The organism is Acinetobacter sp. 22512 (assembly GCF_052044755.1).
GTDB classification, from domain to species: domain Bacteria; phylum Pseudomonadota; class Gammaproteobacteria; order Pseudomonadales; family Moraxellaceae; genus Acinetobacter; species Acinetobacter pittii.
The window spans coordinates 52,271-69,788 of record NZ_JBQENP010000011.1 but is presented as its reverse complement, the minus strand read 5'-3'; the positions used below and the strand labels follow the sequence as shown (position 1 = coordinate 69,788).

Genomic DNA, 17,518 nt, shown 5'->3' with positions numbered 1-17,518 from the left:
AACTGCGAGATCAATTATGAATGCAAAAGCAATTCCACACAAGCATAAGGTAGCAGGCCTTACAGCAATTACTGTACTTGTAGCCCTTGGTTCTTGTGAATACCGTACCGCTAATTCTAGCGTCCCTTCTAATTACTCATACGAAAGCAAGCAAATGGTTGCTTCTGAATATGAGCTTTTAGGTGCTAAGCAAACTGGTGAAAAAACTGGTGTAGCTGTTATACGCATTGACGGCTTTAAATTAAACGTAAGCTTTGATTTTGACGGTGTAGCAGACAGTTACGGCATAGCAGGATCTGACTTTACAGCAGCTGAAATTACCAACCTTTCTATTGAGTCAGTAACGGACCTTAGCGGCAAACCTTGGAACGACTTCACTAATCTTGATGACCATAAAAATATAAATATTTTATTGGTTGGCTATATCGATCGTAATAAATGGTTGGAGGCAGCCTAATGAAAGATTACAACTGCCCTACTTGCAAGAAAATTATCCCTGTTGATCGCTCAGAAATCAAAGCTGGTGATGAGGTTTCATTTTGCAAAGTAACCCAAACTTCCAACTCTGCTCGTTTTTCTTCTAGAGAAGGAATTGTTGAGTGCCGCGAAGGTGATGTTGTTTTAGTTAAATATCGAAAGGAAATTATTCCTTTAAATATTAAGGATGTTTCACCATCTGATGCGCCAAGCCCGCTTACTTATGCATTTGTTGGCACATGCGAATGTAAGGAGGCTGAATATGTCTAATTTCAAAAAACACCCGGATGGGTACAAGTCTTATTTAGGCCGCGACAATACAGGACTCTACTCTGTTCGAATTGGCTGGCAAGTGTATGCATCTAATGCTAATGGCTCAGTTCTTTACAAAGTTAAAGACGAAACTAAGACGCCTTTAGATGTTGAAAAGTTCAAAACTGAATATCCAAAAGTTTGGGAAGTATTAACTCAAGAGATCAGCTTTCAACGCAAAAAGAAATTAGCTATCGATTTGGGTAACTCACATATCTCATCAATTGAACGCAAAGCGTATAAGCAAAAACGCGGTTTTACTGGTAGTAGATAGGAGCAAAAATATTATGGCTATTGAAGTTTTTACACCTGAACAAACGCTATTGGTTCAAAGCGTTATTTGTTACCTATATACAGACCCTGGTCTTGGTAAAAGTTCCATCGCTCATACAGCTAACAAGCCTGTAATTTTTGACTTTGACAAAGGTCAGCATCGTGTAGCGCCTGAGCTCCGCCGTGGCACCATTGTACGCATTGACACATGGTTAGATCTTGAGAACTTAAAGGACAGTTTTTACGACAACTATCAAACAATTGTGGCTGATACTGTTGGGGCTATGCTTGATGCTATCAAAGATCAATTATTAAAAAATCCTGATAATAGACAACGTGACCAAACTCTAACCCTTAAAGCGCAAGGATTAGCTGGTAACAAGTTTATGACTATGGTTCGCAAATGGCAGAGCCTTGGTAAAGATGTGGTGTTTATTGCCCATGCCATTGAAGAGGAAGCGGGTAAAGAAAAGCTAAAAGTATATCGACCAGATTTAGCCGGTAAAAACCGTAATTTACTTTACCGCATGGCTGACGTAATGGGCTATCTCCACTCGGCCACTGATGAGAACGGCGATACTATTCGTACAATTCTTTTCAATCCTACACCAACTCACCACGCTAAAAACTCAGGTCGCTTGGGTACGGTAATGACAACATCAAGCGGTGCCGAAATCTGTACTGGTCAAGTACCCGTACCTGAGTTAAGCAGCTCCCCTACTTTCTTAGCTGATCTACTTAAACAAGCTAAAGAACACATTAACACTCTGACACCAGTACAAGCTGCTGAAATTAAAGCTCAGGCAGATTTGAGTAACTTTAAACAATCTTGTACTGAGGCAAATCACGCTGGTGATCTAAACCAGCTTACTGAATCTCTCGATAGAGAACACAAATATGCCCTACCTATGTGGCATGCAATTCAGTTACGTGCCCGTGAAATGAACTGCACTTTCGATCAAGAGAAGAAGAAATGGAATAACCCGCCTGAGTTTAAAGGAATTTCAAATGAACAGCGTGATGAATTACAGGCATTCATTGATGAGTGCGGTTTAGACGTGAAATCAGTTTGTGAGCATCTAGGCATTGATGCCCTTACTCAAATTGAAGCAGCAAAACTTACGGCAGTTAAACAAGACATTGAGACATTGGCTAAAACGGGGATTACGGCATGAATAATTTACTAACAGCATCTGAAGCATTTGCAGCTCTTCAAAAAGGTAAAACTGTTCTTTGCCGTTACGCTGGTGATGGAACACTTAAAGCTGATAAGTCATTCAGCACCTTAGATCAAATGCCAGCAACGGTATTTGGTCTACCCCATTACGAGTTCTGCATTCAGCTTGAAACGACTGTTTTAGCAGAAATTACATTCACCAAGCCAGTTGAACCGCATGATTTAGAAGATGGCCAAGTTATCTATATTGTTATGCCTTCCCATGTCTTGCGTACCACATATAACTCTAAAAATGGTGAAACTTGTCTAAGTGTTGGTAATGGGTTTGCACAGCTTGATGAAGAAAATGCAAAGCTTCAACTTCAAGCTATAGGTAAAACTTTTGGCAATATGATTACTGATATACAAGTAATAGACGCAACTAAAGACAAACCAAGAGGTCAAAAAGGTAAACAAGCTAAAGCTGAGCAAACAGTAGTTTCAGAAAAGACTGCTGAAGTTATTGCTGAAACAAAGAAGCCTACGATTGTTATAACAGAACAAACTAATGTCACCGTTTCTGAGGATCTATTAGTTTCTGAAACTACTGACCCGACATTAGATCCTGAATATCAAAAAAACCTTGATACCCTTCTGCTACGAGTTAGGGAATCAAAAACACCTGACGAAGTGAATGCAGTTTATCGCTATACCCGTACATGGTCAGATAAACAAATGGATCCTTTACTCAAAGCTACTCACAAGCGTTTGACTGAGCTTGCAGATGAAAAGCCTATAGAGAGTGAACCAACATCACTAATGGTTCAGATCCAAAACGCGCCAGACATCACAACATTGAATGCTTTGGAAATAGATGTGGCCGCACGAGATCCACAGATTCAATCACGACTCATGGATTTTGTTAAGAAACGCCGCTTTGAATTAGAGAATCCTACATCTACACCACTTCAAGAGGCTGAGCCTGATTATTTATTAGTGGACGGTTTCTAATATGAAAGATCAGTACAAGAAAGTGAGCCAAAAACACATGCTTGGTTTTATGTACTACTTGCAATTGCTGGGCTACGTAATAGTCCGGCAAGGCATGGATCAAGCAATGTTTCTAACAAAGCATTATGCGGTACCAGTCGCTTGGCGCCGCATAACGATCGACTATCACAACCGTTTAAATAAACCGGCACAACAACTTTATAAAGAGTTTGTTGAGTGGACTAAAGAAGAATATTTGAGGGCGTAGGAAATGATGGATTTAAAAACAAAACAAGCTTTTTGGTCTGAACAATTACCTTTCTTTAAAGAAAAATATTGGATTCCTGGACATTTAGACGTACTCGAATTTGATATGAATGGCGGTTGTTTTGATATTGTTGACGGTATCAAAACCGATTTAAGTGCAGAAGACCTTTTTGATATTTACCATCGTGTAAATAGTGGTTGGGCAATGTGGAAGAAAGCCGTAAATTTCATGAAATCCAAAGTACCAACGTGGATTAGCGTGACTGATGAATTGCCAACTACTGACATAATGGTACTTATTTGTTGGGCAGATGCTCCTGATGTCACCCCAGAACAAGACTATATGACTATTGATGAGGATTTAAATAGCGTATGGGCAAACTATCAAAATGATCCACCTTCACATTGGATGCATTTTCATAGTGTGCCAAAAGTATCGGGAGCTGAACAATGAGCATAACACTTAGCGGTCATCAACTAAAAAGCCTTCTCGAATTTGTAAATCCAGATGGTGAGAAAGATTTAGATCAACTTGATAATGAACTAACAATTAAATTCTTTGAAGATGGCCACAGTGGAAAAGGCTATTACTTTTGGATGACCGAATATCCAGAAGAAGGTGCAATGAAGTTGGATATTGAATCGGGAGCTGAGGGATGAGTGAATTTGAAATACTTGAATCAGCACCAAAAGATGCTACCCATTATTTTCTTGTGCCTAATGGATCTGGTGAACCTTATTACGTTCTTGAAAAAGAAAAAAAGTTCTACTGGTTTCACGGTCAGGATGAAATAACTAAGCCACACATTTTAAGTTGGATTAAGTCAATTGAATCACTGAAAGAAGTTAAAGCGGAAAGTAAGGAGGGGTAAGGTGGATAAATATCTGACATCTAACAATGTGTGTGAGATGTTTCATATTACTAAACGCACACTTAATCGGTGGGAAATTAACACACCTTGGGGGATTCCATTCCCAGCCCCGGCATTAAGTTCTGAGGGCGGAACAATGAAAAGATACCTCGCTACTGATGTAATGAAGTGGGAGGAAGAATGCCAGCAAAAGAAGCAACTAAAAAAAGCTATATAAGTTGTACCGAAGCTAACAATCAGCAAACTTGATGAAATTAGTCCAGATCAATGATTGTTAGCATATTTACGTTACTATATACTGTCCGCCGAATCACGGCTTGCTAGATAAACTCAGCAATTTCATTTATGTACATAATGGTGTACATATAATGAAACCAAGGAAGCAAGAATATACTTTTCCCGTTTAATTATAAGGGTTTAGGCGATATGGCATTAATCGTTCAAAAATATGGCGGTACTTCTATGGGTACCCCCGAGCGCATTTTAAATGTTGCTCGTCGTGTGAAGCGTTGGCATGATCACGGTCACAAGGTTGTTGTGGTCGTATCTGCAATGAGTGGTGAAACAAACCGCTTACTTGCTCTCGCTAAAGCCATTACCGAAACACCTGACCCACGTGAGTTAGACCAAATGGTTTCAACCGGTGAACAGGTGACGATTTCCATGTTAGCTATGGCACTTAATTCGATTGGTGTGGAAGCTAAATCCTATACCGGACGTCAAGTCGGTATTAAAACTGACAGTGCATTTACCAAGGCGCGTATCGAGTCTATTGATACAGATGTCATGACCAATGACCTAGATGCAGGCCGTGTTATTGTGGTTGCTGGTTTCCAAGGCTTTGATGCTAATGGAAATACCACAACACTAGGTCGAGGTGGTTCAGATACTTCTGGTGTTGCTCTTGCTGCTGCTTTAAAAGCTGACGAATGCCAGATTTACACTGATGTAGATGGTGTTTACACCACTGACCCTCGCGTTGCTCCTAAAGCCAAAAAAATCGACCGTATTTCTTTTGAAGAAATGCTAGAAATGGCATCATTAGGTTCTAAAGTTTTACAAATTCGCTCAGTAGAGTTTGCCGGGAAATATCAAGTTCCTTTACGTGTATTATCAAGCTTTGATAATGACGACGACGGCGTTTTTGACGACGAATTTAAAGAAAATGTTGGTACACTCATTACTACTGAGGCAGAAGATACTATGGAACAGCCAATTATTGCAGGTATTGCTTTTAACCGTGACGAAGCAAAATTAACGATTTTAGGTGTACCTGATGAACCAGGCATTGCTTCTAAAATCTTATCACCAGTAAGTGATGCCAATATTGAAGTCGATATGATAGTGCAAAATGTTGAAGAAGATGGCACAACAGATTTCACTTTCACTGTAAACCGTGTTGATTTAGCGAAAGCTGAAAAAATCTTAAACGAAACTGCTAAAAATATTGGCGCACGTGAAGTTTCAACACGTGATGACATCGTTAAAGTATCTATCGTAGGTGTTGGTATGCGTTCACACGCAGGTGTAGCGAGCAAAATGTTCACTGCCCTTGCTGATGAAGGTATCAACATTCTTATGATTTCAACTTCTGAAATTAAAGTTTCTGTGATTATCGACGAGAAATACCTTGAACTTGCTGTTCGCTGCTTACATACCGCTTTTGGTTTGGATCGTGAACATGGTGAAAGCAGCGCTCGCGCTTAATTTTACCAACCGGTCAAGAATTCATTAAAAAATGTTTACTTGTCCGACAATAATCAAAGAAAACACAGAGCCGCTATAGTTTTTTTTATAGCGGCTCTGTTATATTAAACGGAAAGTTTTTTGGCAGAGATTATCAAAATATGACTTTGTTCTCATATTTCTGTTAGAATCTGACTGAAAACTGAGGTTGAGCTTTTTATTTGGGTACCAATATTGCAGTTTTAAGCGTTTAGCAAGGAGATAAACATGCTGATTCTGACCCGCCGTGTCGGGGAAACATTAATGATTGGGGATCAAGTCAGTGTTACTGTGCTTGGCGTCAAAGGAAACCAAGTTCGTATTGGTGTGAATGCACCAAAAGAGGTTTCTGTTCATCGCGAAGAAATTTATCAACGTATTCAACATGAACGTGCAATGCATGAACACCTTCAACATCTTGATCAAGATTATCAAGTTTCTTATGAAGATGATAATTATGCACAGAAAAACTTCAATCGTTAATATGAAGTTGTTCTCTCCCTAATTAAAGCGACTTTATAGTCGCTTTAAATTTTTTAAGTGGTTGTATTTATAGACCTAAAGCACGTTTAACAGGTGCATAGCTACGACGATGCTGATCAATCACGCCATGCACGGCAATCGCTTCAAAATGTGCTTTGGTTGGATATCCTTTATGTTTGGCAAATCCAAATAACGGATATTGCTGATCTAATTCTGCCATTTGTCGATCTCGTGTCACTTTCGCCAAGATACTTGCTGCACTAATTTCAGCATGGCTTGCATCTCCACCAATAATGGCTTCACAAGGAATAATAATTCCTTTCGGAATTTGATTACCATCGACAATCACTTTTTGAGGTTGCGTTTTCAAGCCATCAACAGCGCGTTGCATAGCCAAAAAAGTCGCCTGTAAAATATTTAGTTCATCAATTTCAGCATGAGTTGCTTCAGCAATTGACCAAGCTAAGGCTTTTTCTTGTATTTCAATAAACAACTTTTCACGTTTCTTTTCAGTTAATTTTTTAGAATCATTTAATCCTAAAATTGGATTATTCGGATCTAAAATAACGGCTGCTGCCACAACCGAACCTACTAAAGGCCCCCGTCCCGCCTCATCTACACCAGCAATAAACATCAACTCACTACCTTTAAATAAAAGAGGCTGATCAATAGTAATCAGCCTTCTTTAACACATAATTTATTAATTACTTTTGTAAAGCTTCTGCCACACAAGCGTTTACAGTTTTAGAAACCACTTGGTTTACGATTGTAGCACGTGTATTTACATCAAGTGCAGCTGCAGCTAATTCTACTGCTGTCACACTGTTTGGAGCCTTTTCGCTCACACAACCACACACATTCGTTTGGATGCTATCACGTTGCTCAGCAGTCATATATTTTGTTGCTGTTTTCCAAGCTGCAACATTATTAATCTCTGTAATACATTTCGCATTTACAGCAACCTTTAACGCAGCAACGCCTAATTGTTGAGTTGTGGTTTGTGCAGAAGCAGCACCTGTACCAGTGCCTGTAGTTGTTGCACATGCTGTTAAAGCTAAAACAACTGGCGCTAGAGCGAGCATCAATTTTTTCATCATTTTTTCCTTTGATTGAACGTTGGCAGCGCGTATTGTGCCTAAACTCAACTTTAGAAGAAACAAATAATTTGATGCATTTATGCAAACTATTTTGCCGAGTGAAATTCAGCTCATCAAATGCTTTTTGGAGTAAAACGTTCTGTTTTTAGCACGCTCTGTCACATATAAAACATTTCTCAAAATCTGTGCTTTCCCCTAAAATCACAAATCAAAACGACAAAAAAAGGGTCTTTTATGCCTACTGCTTCCTCTCAGTATTACACCCGTACAGCACAAATTCTGCATTGGGTGATGGCAATTATTTTCATCGTCGCATGGGTTATTGGCTTTTATAGTGGAAATTTTTTAAGCTATGACGTTGATGGCAGCTTTAAAGGTGATGTGATTACGTTGCACAAGAACATTGCAACCACAATTATCTTTTTAGTCATTATCCGGATTTTATGGCGCTATACACATCCAGCTCCAAAACTACCTGACACCATGTCACCGATGATGAAAACTCTGGCACACGTTGGTCATCTATTCCTTTATGTGATTTTGGTTGCTTTACCTGTTACGGGTTGCTTGTTTAGTTGGAGTGCTGGTCACCCTGCCCCTGTTTTATATTTGTTTGAAATTCCACGTTTAGTGCAAGATAACCCAGAGCTTTTAGCTGTTGTTAAACCATTACATATTTATATTTCTTGGTTTGCAGGTTTTCTTATTGTAGGGCATGTACTTGCAGCTTTGAAACATCACTTTATTGATAAAGACAATATTTTAAATAGTATGACCAAACAGCCTAAATAAACCTGATATATAAAAAAACCGCCCGAGATAGGCGGTTTTTTTATTTAGATTTTTTGGATTTCTGCAATCCACTTTTGTTTCTCTTCATCTGAAATGAAAGAAGCTTCAAAAGAATTAATTGCGAGTTGTTTCAATTCATCATTGTTTAAGTCTAATGCTTGCTGGATGGCAAAGAAATTATCATTCATATATCCACCAAAATATGAAGGATCATCTGAGTTAACCGTCACATGTACGCCTTTTTGTAAAAGACGGCGGATATTATGATCTTTCATATCCTTAACAACACATAGCTTTAAGTTACTTAAAGGACAAACCGTTAACGGCATTTTTTCATTAATTAAACGCGCCATTAATTGTTCGTCTTCTTCAGAACGTACACCATGATCAATACGATTCACTTTAAGTAGATCTAAAGCTTCCCATACATATTCAGGGGGACCTTCTTCGCCAGCGTGAGCAACGATTAAGAAACCTTCTTCACGTGCTTTTGCAAAAACACGTTCAAATTTAGCTGGCGGATGCCCTACTTCACTTGAATCGAGACCGACTGCAATAATGTCTTGTTTAAATGGTAAAGCTTGTTCAAGTGTTTCAAATGCAGCTTCTTCACTTAAATGACGTAAGAAACACATAATCAGTTGAGAGCTGATACCAAACTTAGCTTTGGCATCTGCACACGCACGCTTTAAACCATTAATCACAGTTGAGAACGCAACACCACGGTCAGTGTGGGTTTGCGGATCAAAGAACATTTCTGTATGAACGACATGATCTTCGGCACATTTCTCAAAATAGGCCCACGCTAAATCATAAAAGTCTTGTTCATGTACAAGAACATTTGCACCAGCATAGTAAATATCTAAGAATGATTGAAGATTATGAAAGTTATAAGCTTGCTTTACTTCTTCAACAGATTTGTAAGGAATCTGAATCTGATTGCGCTGGGCAATTGCAAACATTAATTCAGGTTCAAAAGTCCCTTCAATATGCACATGCAATTCGGCTTTTGGTAAGGCGCGAATCAGCTCGACTTGATTCATATTAACTCCACGTCTAAAGAAAAAAGGGTGTGGTCAAAATCACACCCTTTTATAATTTTCTTCTTATTGAAAACTATGTCTAAGATAGCTCAAGAAGAAAATTACAAAAAATCATATTAACCGCCAAACGCGATAAATTTAAATACCCAAAGTGCAGCAATAATCCATACCATGTACGGTACAGTTTTTGCCTTACCCGTGAATAATTTAACTAATGCATAGCTAATAAAGCCCATTGCAATACCATCAGCAATTGAATAGGTGAATGGCATAAATACAATGGTTAAAAATGCTGGAACAGCTTCAGTAATATCATCCCAATCAATGTGAGTGATCCCTTGGATCATCAACACACCAATAAACAATAAAGCTGGCGCCGTTGCAAAACCTGGTACAGATTGAGCAAGAGGTGCTAAAAATAAACAGCAGATAAATAAGACTGCAACCACAACAGCAGTTAAACCAGTACGTCCGCCTGCTGCTACACCTGAAGCTGATTCAATATATGGTGTAGTTGAAGATGTACCTAATGCGGCACCTGCAACGATTGCAGTAGAGTCTGCGAATAATGCTTTCTTCAAACGAGGTAATTTACCGTCTTGTAAAAGACCTGCACGGTGTGAAACACCAACCAAAGTACCTGTACTGTCAAACAAGTCGACAATAAAGAATACGAAAATGACGCCGACCATACTTGCAGTAAATAGACCTTCAAAGTCCATTTGCATGAATGTTGGTGCAATTGAAGGAATTTGACCCACTACACCCTTAAATTCATTTAAACCTAAAGCAGTAGCGATGGCTGTAACAACTAAAATACTAATAATGATTGCACCGCGAACCTTTAACTGGTGTAAAACCACAATCATTAAAAATCCGAATAACGCTAATAATACTGTAGGCTGTTTGATATCGCCCAAACCGACTAATGTCGCTTGGTTATCAACAATGATTCCAGCATTTTTTAGTGCAATCAGTGCTAGGAACAAACCAATACCACCGCCGATTGCAAACTTAAGTGACATTGGAATCGCATTAACAATCGCTTCACGAATTTTAAAGAAACTAATTGCAAGAAAGACAAGGCCTGAAACAAAAACAGCGGCTAAAGCTGTTTGCCATGGCACGCCCATTCCCATACAAACCGAGTAGGTAAAGTAAGCGTTTAAACCCATACCAGGGGCCAGTGCGATTGGATAATTAGCAATGATCCCCATTACTAAACATCCGATTGCTGCTGCCAAACAGGTCGCAACGAATACGGCACCATGATCCATGCCGGTTTCAGATAAAATGAGTGGATTGACAATAATGATGTAACACATCGTTAGGAATGTAGTTACACCAGCAAGAACTTCAGTTCGGAAAGTGGTTTTATTGTCGCTTAGTTTAAATAAACGCTCTAACCAGCCTGCCGAAGAATTGGGCGCCGCCATAAGTAGCCTCTATGCAAAATCTGAACTGTGGAATATTTACGTCTATGTAGGTCGCTGAACAATATTGTTTTTCTGTTCAGTCCTATAAACAAGAATCTCAAATTTAAGAAGCAACAAATATGCCACTCATTTGATGTCTGTTTTCATACATAGCAAATAACCACAGCCCCTCTTGAAACACAAAAAAGCTGCATAACCCCTATGCAGCTTTTTTACTATACGTTCAATAAGTTTAACAGATTCAACAGAAACATGATCAAAATTTATGAAAAGATATGACCAATGACACTGTAAAAAGTTAGAAATTTATAGCTCGTTATTGCTAGAAAATAATTTTTTTCTCGCCTATATATTGTTGCATATGAAAAGAAGCTAAATTGCTGTGATGAGCATGATTCGGATTTCGTTCGATACTTTGTAGGTTTTTTTCAGCTTCTTGTATGATCTGCATTAGCTCTTGATGTCTTTTATTTTGAGTATCTAAATAAGCCCAATACCCTAATACAAAGACAATACCCACAGACAACACTATTAATACTTTATTGATCATTATTATTATCTCTATGTTTTTAATGTTAATGATCTTAACAAAAAATTATAGCTTTGTGAATATTTTCACATTTATTTACAATAAGACACTCTTATTCAAATTATTGAAAATAAAAGTTATTTTAAAAATATCATTAAAAAACCCAATAAATACTAAACTTTTCCATTGAAAAGTAACTTTATTTAATAAGAGCTTATTTTAGTTATTTTTAATATTATCTTTTTATCGGTTTTAACTCTTAAGTTATTTTAAAGATAGAGCATAGACAAATGTGTATACGGCTTGAAATTTCTTTTTATTTGCTAAGCTTTAAATGAAATAAAAAGGAGCTATTTTCGTTAATGTACTTTTCTTTAAAATTGTTTCTTTAGCGACTAATTTCTATGTTGCATGTTTAGCTTTTAAAGTAAAAATTCAGCTCAAAGAAATCTTCATCTTATTTAAAAAATATTTTTTCTCCGTTGACTCTATTGGTTGACTAGCAAAATTACGTCCAAGTTTCATCGTTCTATAAATCGCACCAAGCTTTCTATTTTCATAGATTCACTCCAATAAACGCTACGATAAACTGTACTCAGATAAAAAATTAAATGAGGAGAATACATCATGTTTGATATGCGTTTATCTCACGAGCGTGGTGCAGCACATCATGGTTGGTTAAAATCAAAACATAGCTTTTCATTTGCTAACTATTGGGACCCTAAACAAGTTGGTTTTTCGGATCTACTTGTAATTAATGATGATAACGTTGCTCCATCTAAAGGCTTTGGTACTCACCCTCACCGTAATATGGAAATTATTTCCTATGTACTTGAAGGTGCATTAGAGCATAAAGATTCGATGGGTACAGGCTCTGTGATTGTGCCGGGTGACATTCAGCTGATGAGTGCAGGTCGTGGTGTTGCTCATAGTGAATTTAACCACTCAGCTCAAGAAGGCGTTCATTTCTTGCAAATTTGGGTTGTTCCAAATGAAGTGAATACAGAACCTGGCTATCAACAAGTTCATATTGATGAAGCAGACAAACGCGGTAAATTGCATTTGATCATCTCACCAAAAGGTGGCGAGAAAACTTTATCGATCAAACAAGACATTAATATTTACTCAGGTCTTTTTGATGGTGAAGAAACTGCTGACTTTGTGATTCCTGATGGTCGTTATGTGTACCTACACGTTGCTAAAGGTCGTGTTGATGTAAATGGTAAAACTTTTAATACTGGCGACGCAGCACGTATTCGTGACGGTGGAAGCTTATCGTTTACCAATGGTGATCATGCCGAAATTTTGATTTTCGATATGCGTCCTGAAGAAGTTCCAACCATGCCATAATACAATTAAACCCTCACATAAACTTTATGTGAGGGCTTTTTATCGTTACTTGGACTTATAAAAATTCTAACTCTTCTCAGTGCTCTTCTGAACGTGCCATCTCTGTATTGATATAGCTCATAATCATAGTAGTTAGCCCCTGCACCATTTCATCAAAACTAATATAAGGGTTGGGCAAAATAAGATGCCGTGCGACATTAAAAATTCCACTATTAATACAGATATAGGTAATTACAGGCAAATTATTGATTTTTAGGTATTTTGGATTATGCATCATATATTTCATGATGACTTCCATTAAAGCCTGTTCAATTTTGGGAATGTATTTGTCGTACTGCAATTCTCCTGCATAACGCAAAACAGTCAAATAGCGGTCGTTATTTTTCTTTAATAAATCACTAAAAGTATAAAAAATCATTTCGATGACAGGCTCTAACTCCAACTGTAAAATTGTCGGTGTAAGCTCTGTAATCATGTCCAGAATTTCGCGAACAAAAAAGTGATTCATCGCATCATAAATTTCTTCTTTATTTTTAAAATATTCGTATAAAGACCCGACACTCACTCCTGCAATTTCTGCAATATGACGTGTCGTGGTTCCACTCGGTCCATGAAGTGCCACGGCAATAAAACCTGCTTCAATAATCGTGTCGACAGTGACTTTAGCTCGAGTTTGACGTGGTTTACGCGTAGTCATACGATCTAATTAATAATCCGAACATAAAGTCAGATTAGCATGTAATCTAACTCGGTAGAAATAAAAAAACAAAATCCGAATAGTTGTCAAACTTAAGTGAAAAAACTGAGAAAAATAGATCTCAATTTATCAATCAATTGATGTTTTAATTCATTATTTCCAGAGATTAGAAATAAATTTAATTTATTATTTTTCAAAAAGATAAAATCAATTTATTTAGAAAAATTATTACAAGAAATGTCTATAAAATACTTTTATATATTTAAAAATTTACCCGAATTGAATCCGAACATAATGTCAGATTAATATGAAAAAATTAAAGAAGAGTCATTCAGCAGCTCTTGTCTGCCTCGGTTCTTCTTCCGTTATTCAGCCAAATAATCAAACAAATAACGGAGCAACAACACCGTAGTCAATGCAGAAAATCATCTGTTTTTGAAAATGGAATTTTACAGTGCTTTGTTGATCATTGAGTTTATTGATTTTCATCAAAATGCACCACTACTTTGCCTCAGGGTGTCGCCATGATCTCGACCGCAGTTAAAAAATCATTCAACAAGCTTAAATTTCAGCGTGAAATTGAGCTACCAGATTTTGCTAGCAAAAGTTCAATTCCAATCAGACATTTAAATATTGGTTTTGATGGTAAAGAAATTGATGTCAGATTCTATATGGACAATCAATTTGCTACTTTGTTTTTTGCCACACTTTCGGTGTTTTTAACTTACGGTGAAGATCTGGTTATTGAAACCGCTCGCCATCACCGTGAATTTATCAAAGATCCAATATTAAAGCAGCGAGTAACGTCGTTGATTGGCCAAGAAGCAATTCATTCTAAATTGCACAATGAATATAACGATGCCCTTCAAGATGCTGAATATCCTGTCGCGCTGTATCGTTTTCTTGGCTCAAACTTCTTTAAGTATGTTTTCTTAAAGTTTCCACAGCCACTCAAATTATCAATGATGGCGGGTATTGAGCATTTTACTGCGGTACTTGCTGAATACATGATGAAGCATGAAAAGAATTTCTATTATTCAGATGATGAAAAAAGCCGTGCATTGTGGATGTGGCATATGCTTGAAGAGTCTGAGCATAAAGATATTGCCTACGATGTCTATCAACTTTTAAATGGTAGTTATGCACTACGTGCGTCTGGTTTCTTCCTCGCGCTATTTACCATTTTAGGTTTAATCCCTGCGACTACATTATTTGTGCCTGTGTTAAGAAAGCCACAAGAGATACTGACTTTGAAATTCTGGAAAGATGCTCGTCGCGGTGTAGGCTTAATTTTTGGTCCAAAAGACGGAGTTTTCGGCAGTACGATTGGTCAAATTCTTGACTACTTACGCCCAGACTTTCATCCAAATGATCATGATACAACTGAATATCTTGAGTATTACAAAAAGAAATTGCTGACCGAAGGCGGCGCAATTGCTCCTTACTTTGTTAAAGAATTTACCCCACCAGTACGCATGTCTTAATCGTCCTGCATTTCCAGCTATCAAATAGATAGCTGGTATCTCTTCAAGCTATTTATGGATGAATCATGATTTTATTTGGCAAAAAGAAAGTTAAACCAAGCCAAAAAGCTTATGCCGTAGTGACGGGTGCAGGCAGTGGAATTGGTCGAAGTTTTGCAATTGAACTTGCGAAACGTGGTGGCAGCGTAGTCTGTGCAGATATTAATCTCGAAGCAGCTGAAGAAACAGTAAAACTTCTTGAACAAGAAGGTGCAAAAGCTTTTGCTATGCGCTGTGATGTGGGTAATGCTGAACAAGTTAACCATCTCGCTGAAACTGCTGAAATCTTACTTGGGCACCCTGTGACTCTTGTCATTAATAATGCTGGAGTAGGTTTAGGCGGTAAATTTGACGAACTCAGTCTAGAAGACTGGAACTGGGTCATGAATATTAACCTTTGGGGTGTTATTCACGGTTGCCATGCATTTGTTCCCAAGTTTAAAAAGTTAGGTTACGGCGCGATTATTAATGTGGCATCTGCGGCATCTTACACGGCTGCCCCAGAAATGACTGCTTATAACGTGACTAAAGCGGGTGTGCGTGCGCTTTCAGAAACGCTTTCTGCCGAACTGCGTAAGTTTAACATTAAGGTGAACGTGCTCTGCCCGACGCTGGTACCTACCAATATCATTAAAAATGGTCGAATTCCCGGACGCTATTCAAAGCTGGCAGACCATGCACTGATGAACTATGCGCTGACCACAAGTGATGATGTTGCAAGATTAACGCTTAATCGCCTTGATCAGGATGAGTTGTATACCATTCCTCAAATTGATGCAAAGTTATTCTGGCTCATGAAACGTGCATCTCCAAGCTTGTATAACAAGTTCCTTGGCACATCGTACAAATTATTTAAATAAAAAATTTATAGGTAGTACACATATGACTGCGCAAATGAAAACAAATGCATCAGCAAAAAAAGCTGTCAAATCACCAACCCATATTTTCGATACTTTTATTGTGGGTGCGGGCATTTCAGGGATCGCTGCTGCCATTCGCCTAGATCAAGTTGGTTATACCAACTATAAGATTATTGAAAAAGCTGGTCGCGTGGGTGGAACATGGCGTGAGAACACCTATCCAGGTTGTGGGTGTGATGTACCTTCTGCTCTTTATTCTTACTCATTTGCACCAAGTGCAAAATGGAGCCATTTATTTGCACGCCAACCAGAAATCTTAAGTTATCTGGAAGATGTAAGTAACGAATTTAATGTTACCTCTAAAATCGAGTTTAATAGCGAACTGCTTAACGCAGCATGGGATGACTCACGTCATGTGTGGGTGCTTGATACCACTACTGGTCAATATTTATCTAAAACTGTTATTTTTGCCACAGGTCCAATTACCGAGGCTCAAATTCCACGTCTTGAAGGCTTAGAAACATTTAAAGGCGAAATGTTCCATTCAGCAAAATGGAACCATGATTATGATTTGACAGGTAAACGCATTGCCGTGATTGGTACTGGTGCATCTGCTATTCAGTTTGTGCCACAAATTCAACCAAAAGCGAAAGAACTTTTTGTATTCCAACGTACAGCACCTTGGGTATTACCAAAACCAGATACAGACTTGAGCGAATTTAGTAAATCAGTGATTGCTAAATATCCGGCGATTCAGGCGAGCTGGCGTAAAAGTGTCGCGTTAACACTGAATGCAATTAACTTTGGTTTACGTAACCCTCTTGCGCTAAAACCAGTAAATGTATTGGGTAAGCAATTACTTAAATTGCAAATTAATGACCCAGTGCTACGTAAAAACGTAACGCCGAACTTTGACATTGGTTGTAAACGTATTTTATTCGCTAACAACTACTACCCTGCACTACAAGCACCGAACACCACACTCATTCCTCATGGTTTAGTGAAAGTTGAAGGCAACACAGTGGTTGCTGCCAATGGTGAACGCCACGAAGTTGATGTGATTATTTGGGGTACAGGCTTTGAAGTATCTCATCCACCAATTGGTAAACGTGTCCACAATGAAAAAGGTCAATGTTTACAAGATATTTGGAAAGATAGTTCACCAGAGGCTTATTTAGGAACCAACATTGAAAATGTACCAAATGCATTTTTAATTTTAGGACCTAACGTACTGGTTTATGATTCTTTCATTGGTCTAGCAGAGGCACAGCTCGACTATATCGTAGATGGCTTATTGAAAATTAAAAACAAAGGAATTAGCAAGTTAAATGTTAAATCTGATGTGATTAAAAAGCATAATGATTTAGTACAAAAGCACTTACAAACAACGGTATTTAATAGCGGCGGATGTAAGAGTTATTATCTTGATGCCAACGGTCGTAACTTTGCTGCATGGCCTTGGTCATTGAAAAAACTTAAACAACGTTTGAAAAAAGTAGATTTGAAAGATTATGAAGTGACGTATCAAACGACAAAAACTCACTAATTTGTATTTTCGATCAAATCCGTTGTAAGAAATAGGCAGTGTATTTTAGGTTTCCATGAAATACACTGCCTTCTTCGTTGAATATCTTCA

General features: G+C 38.0%; 23 protein-coding genes. 17 read left to right on the top strand and 6 right to left on the bottom strand.

From position 1 onward, the window contains the following. Window positions 1-16: 16 nt before the first annotated feature. The 12 genes from ACTJJG_RS12775 to csrA all read left to right on the top strand — a co-directional run bounded on the left by ACTJJG_RS12775 (window position 17) and on the right by csrA (window position 6,555). Window positions 17-457 carry a hypothetical protein gene (locus ACTJJG_RS12775; RefSeq protein WP_372552739.1) on the top strand — a complete coding sequence of 147 codons (441 nt, stop codon included), beginning with the start codon at window positions 17-19 and terminating at the stop codon, window positions 455-457. Then, complete coding sequence (locus ACTJJG_RS12770) at window positions 457-747, top strand: hypothetical protein (protein ID WP_372552724.1); 291 nt, start codon at window positions 457-459, stop codon at window positions 745-747. The genes ACTJJG_RS12775 and ACTJJG_RS12770 overlap by 1 nt, the downstream gene beginning before the upstream one ends. After that, complete coding sequence (locus tag ACTJJG_RS12765) at window positions 740-1,063, top strand: hypothetical protein (RefSeq protein WP_372552723.1); 324 nt, start codon at window positions 740-742, stop codon at window positions 1,061-1,063. The genes ACTJJG_RS12770 and ACTJJG_RS12765 overlap by 8 nt, the downstream gene beginning before the upstream one ends. Before the next feature lie 13 nt (window positions 1,064-1,076). Next, entirely contained in the window at window positions 1,077-2,237 is a 1,161-nt protein-coding gene (locus ACTJJG_RS12760) for an ATP-binding protein (protein ID WP_372552722.1), read from the top strand. Continuing rightward, the gene (locus tag ACTJJG_RS12755; protein WP_372552721.1) at window positions 2,234-3,229 is read left to right on the top strand and encodes a hypothetical protein; all 996 of its coding nucleotides are present in this window, start codon (window positions 2,234-2,236) and stop codon (window positions 3,227-3,229) included. The genes ACTJJG_RS12760 and ACTJJG_RS12755 overlap by 4 nt, the downstream gene beginning before the upstream one ends. A gap of 1 nt (window position 3,230) precedes the next feature. Continuing rightward, window positions 3,231-3,476: a hypothetical protein gene (locus ACTJJG_RS12750; protein WP_000654847.1), complete on the top strand. Its 246-nt coding sequence runs from the start codon at window positions 3,231-3,233 to the stop codon at window positions 3,474-3,476. Window positions 3,477-3,479: 3 nt separating this feature from the next. After that, entirely contained in the window at window positions 3,480-3,929 is a 450-nt protein-coding gene (locus ACTJJG_RS12745) for a DUF551 domain-containing protein (RefSeq protein WP_372552720.1), read from the top strand. Then, a complete protein-coding gene (locus ACTJJG_RS12740; RefSeq protein WP_032063650.1) occupies window positions 3,926-4,135 on the top strand; it encodes a hypothetical protein in 210 nt (69 codons plus the stop codon). The genes ACTJJG_RS12745 and ACTJJG_RS12740 overlap by 4 nt, the downstream gene beginning before the upstream one ends. Next, a complete protein-coding gene (locus ACTJJG_RS12735; RefSeq protein ID WP_002061614.1) occupies window positions 4,132-4,347 on the top strand; it encodes a hypothetical protein in 216 nt (71 codons plus the stop codon). Before ACTJJG_RS12740 ends, ACTJJG_RS12735 begins: the two co-directional genes overlap by 4 nt. A 1-nt stretch (window position 4,348) precedes the next feature. After that, on the top strand, window positions 4,349-4,564 hold the full coding sequence (locus tag ACTJJG_RS12730; RefSeq protein WP_000362184.1) for a hypothetical protein: 216 nt from the start codon (window positions 4,349-4,351) through the stop codon (window positions 4,562-4,564). 209 nt (window positions 4,565-4,773) lie between these two features. Beyond that, complete coding sequence (locus ACTJJG_RS12725; protein WP_002115333.1) at window positions 4,774-6,054, top strand: aspartate kinase; 1,281 nt, start codon at window positions 4,774-4,776, stop codon at window positions 6,052-6,054. Window positions 6,055-6,300: 246 nt separating this feature from the next. Further along, window positions 6,301-6,555 carry a carbon storage regulator CsrA gene (gene csrA, locus ACTJJG_RS12720; RefSeq protein WP_000906487.1) on the top strand — a complete coding sequence of 85 codons (255 nt, stop codon included), beginning with the start codon at window positions 6,301-6,303 and terminating at the stop codon, window positions 6,553-6,555. Window positions 6,556-6,622: 67 nt separating this feature from the next. Here the strand turns inward: csrA and rnhB are convergent, their stop codons facing one another. Both rnhB and ACTJJG_RS12710 read right to left on the bottom strand, forming a co-directional pair. Beyond that, window positions 6,623-7,189 carry a ribonuclease HII gene (gene rnhB, locus ACTJJG_RS12715; protein WP_032056751.1) on the bottom strand — a complete coding sequence of 189 codons (567 nt, stop codon included), beginning with the start codon at window positions 7,187-7,189 and terminating at the stop codon, window positions 6,623-6,625. Window positions 7,190-7,259: 70 nt separating this feature from the next. Beyond that, window positions 7,260-7,649: a hypothetical protein gene (locus ACTJJG_RS12710; protein ID WP_005076998.1), complete on the bottom strand. Its 390-nt coding sequence runs from the start codon at window positions 7,647-7,649 to the stop codon at window positions 7,260-7,262. A 237-nt stretch (window positions 7,650-7,886) separates the two neighbouring features. On the opposite strand from ACTJJG_RS12710, the gene ACTJJG_RS12705 reads away from it, so the two are divergent. Beyond that, a complete protein-coding gene (locus tag ACTJJG_RS12705; RefSeq protein WP_065719128.1) occupies window positions 7,887-8,444 on the top strand; it encodes a cytochrome b in 558 nt (185 codons plus the stop codon). Window positions 8,445-8,488: 44 nt separating this feature from the next. Here the strand turns inward: ACTJJG_RS12705 and ACTJJG_RS12700 are convergent, their stop codons facing one another. From ACTJJG_RS12700 to ACTJJG_RS12690, 3 genes are all read right to left on the bottom strand, one after another. After that, on the bottom strand, window positions 8,489-9,487 hold the full coding sequence (locus tag ACTJJG_RS12700) for an adenosine deaminase (protein WP_002163181.1): 999 nt from the start codon (window positions 9,485-9,487) through the stop codon (window positions 8,489-8,491). A 116-nt stretch (window positions 9,488-9,603) separates the two neighbouring features. Then, complete coding sequence (locus ACTJJG_RS12695; protein WP_005070381.1) at window positions 9,604-10,923, bottom strand: NCS2 family permease; 1,320 nt, start codon at window positions 10,921-10,923, stop codon at window positions 9,604-9,606. A 322-nt stretch (window positions 10,924-11,245) separates the two neighbouring features. Then, entirely contained in the window at window positions 11,246-11,473 is a 228-nt protein-coding gene (locus tag ACTJJG_RS12690) for a hypothetical protein (RefSeq protein WP_069119555.1), read from the bottom strand. Between the two features lie 606 nt (window positions 11,474-12,079). Here ACTJJG_RS12690 and ACTJJG_RS12685 point away from each other — a divergent pair. Then, complete coding sequence (locus ACTJJG_RS12685) at window positions 12,080-12,802, top strand: pirin family protein (RefSeq protein ID WP_069119554.1); 723 nt, start codon at window positions 12,080-12,082, stop codon at window positions 12,800-12,802. Between the two features lie 76 nt (window positions 12,803-12,878). Here ACTJJG_RS12685 and ACTJJG_RS12680 read toward each other — a convergent pair whose 3' ends face one another. After that, window positions 12,879-13,499, bottom strand: a complete 621-nt coding sequence (locus ACTJJG_RS12680; RefSeq protein WP_002163161.1) for a TetR/AcrR family transcriptional regulator — start codon at window positions 13,497-13,499, stop codon at window positions 12,879-12,881. Window positions 13,500-14,023: 524 nt separating this feature from the next. On the opposite strand from ACTJJG_RS12680, the gene ACTJJG_RS12675 reads away from it, so the two are divergent. The 3 genes from ACTJJG_RS12675 (at window position 14,024) to ACTJJG_RS12665 (ending at window position 17,428) form a co-directional block, all read left to right on the top strand. Continuing rightward, window positions 14,024-14,983 (top strand): metal-dependent hydrolase, encoded by a 960-nt coding sequence (locus ACTJJG_RS12675; RefSeq protein ID WP_069119552.1) that lies wholly within the window; start codon window positions 14,024-14,026, stop codon window positions 14,981-14,983. A gap of 65 nt (window positions 14,984-15,048) precedes the next feature. Continuing rightward, on the top strand, window positions 15,049-15,882 hold the full coding sequence (locus ACTJJG_RS12670; protein ID WP_069119550.1) for an SDR family NAD(P)-dependent oxidoreductase: 834 nt from the start codon (window positions 15,049-15,051) through the stop codon (window positions 15,880-15,882). Window positions 15,883-15,904: 22 nt separating this feature from the next. Next, window positions 15,905-17,428 carry a flavin-containing monooxygenase gene (locus ACTJJG_RS12665; RefSeq protein WP_069119548.1) on the top strand — a complete coding sequence of 508 codons (1,524 nt, stop codon included), beginning with the start codon at window positions 15,905-15,907 and terminating at the stop codon, window positions 17,426-17,428. Window positions 17,429-17,518 lie beyond the last annotated feature (90 nt).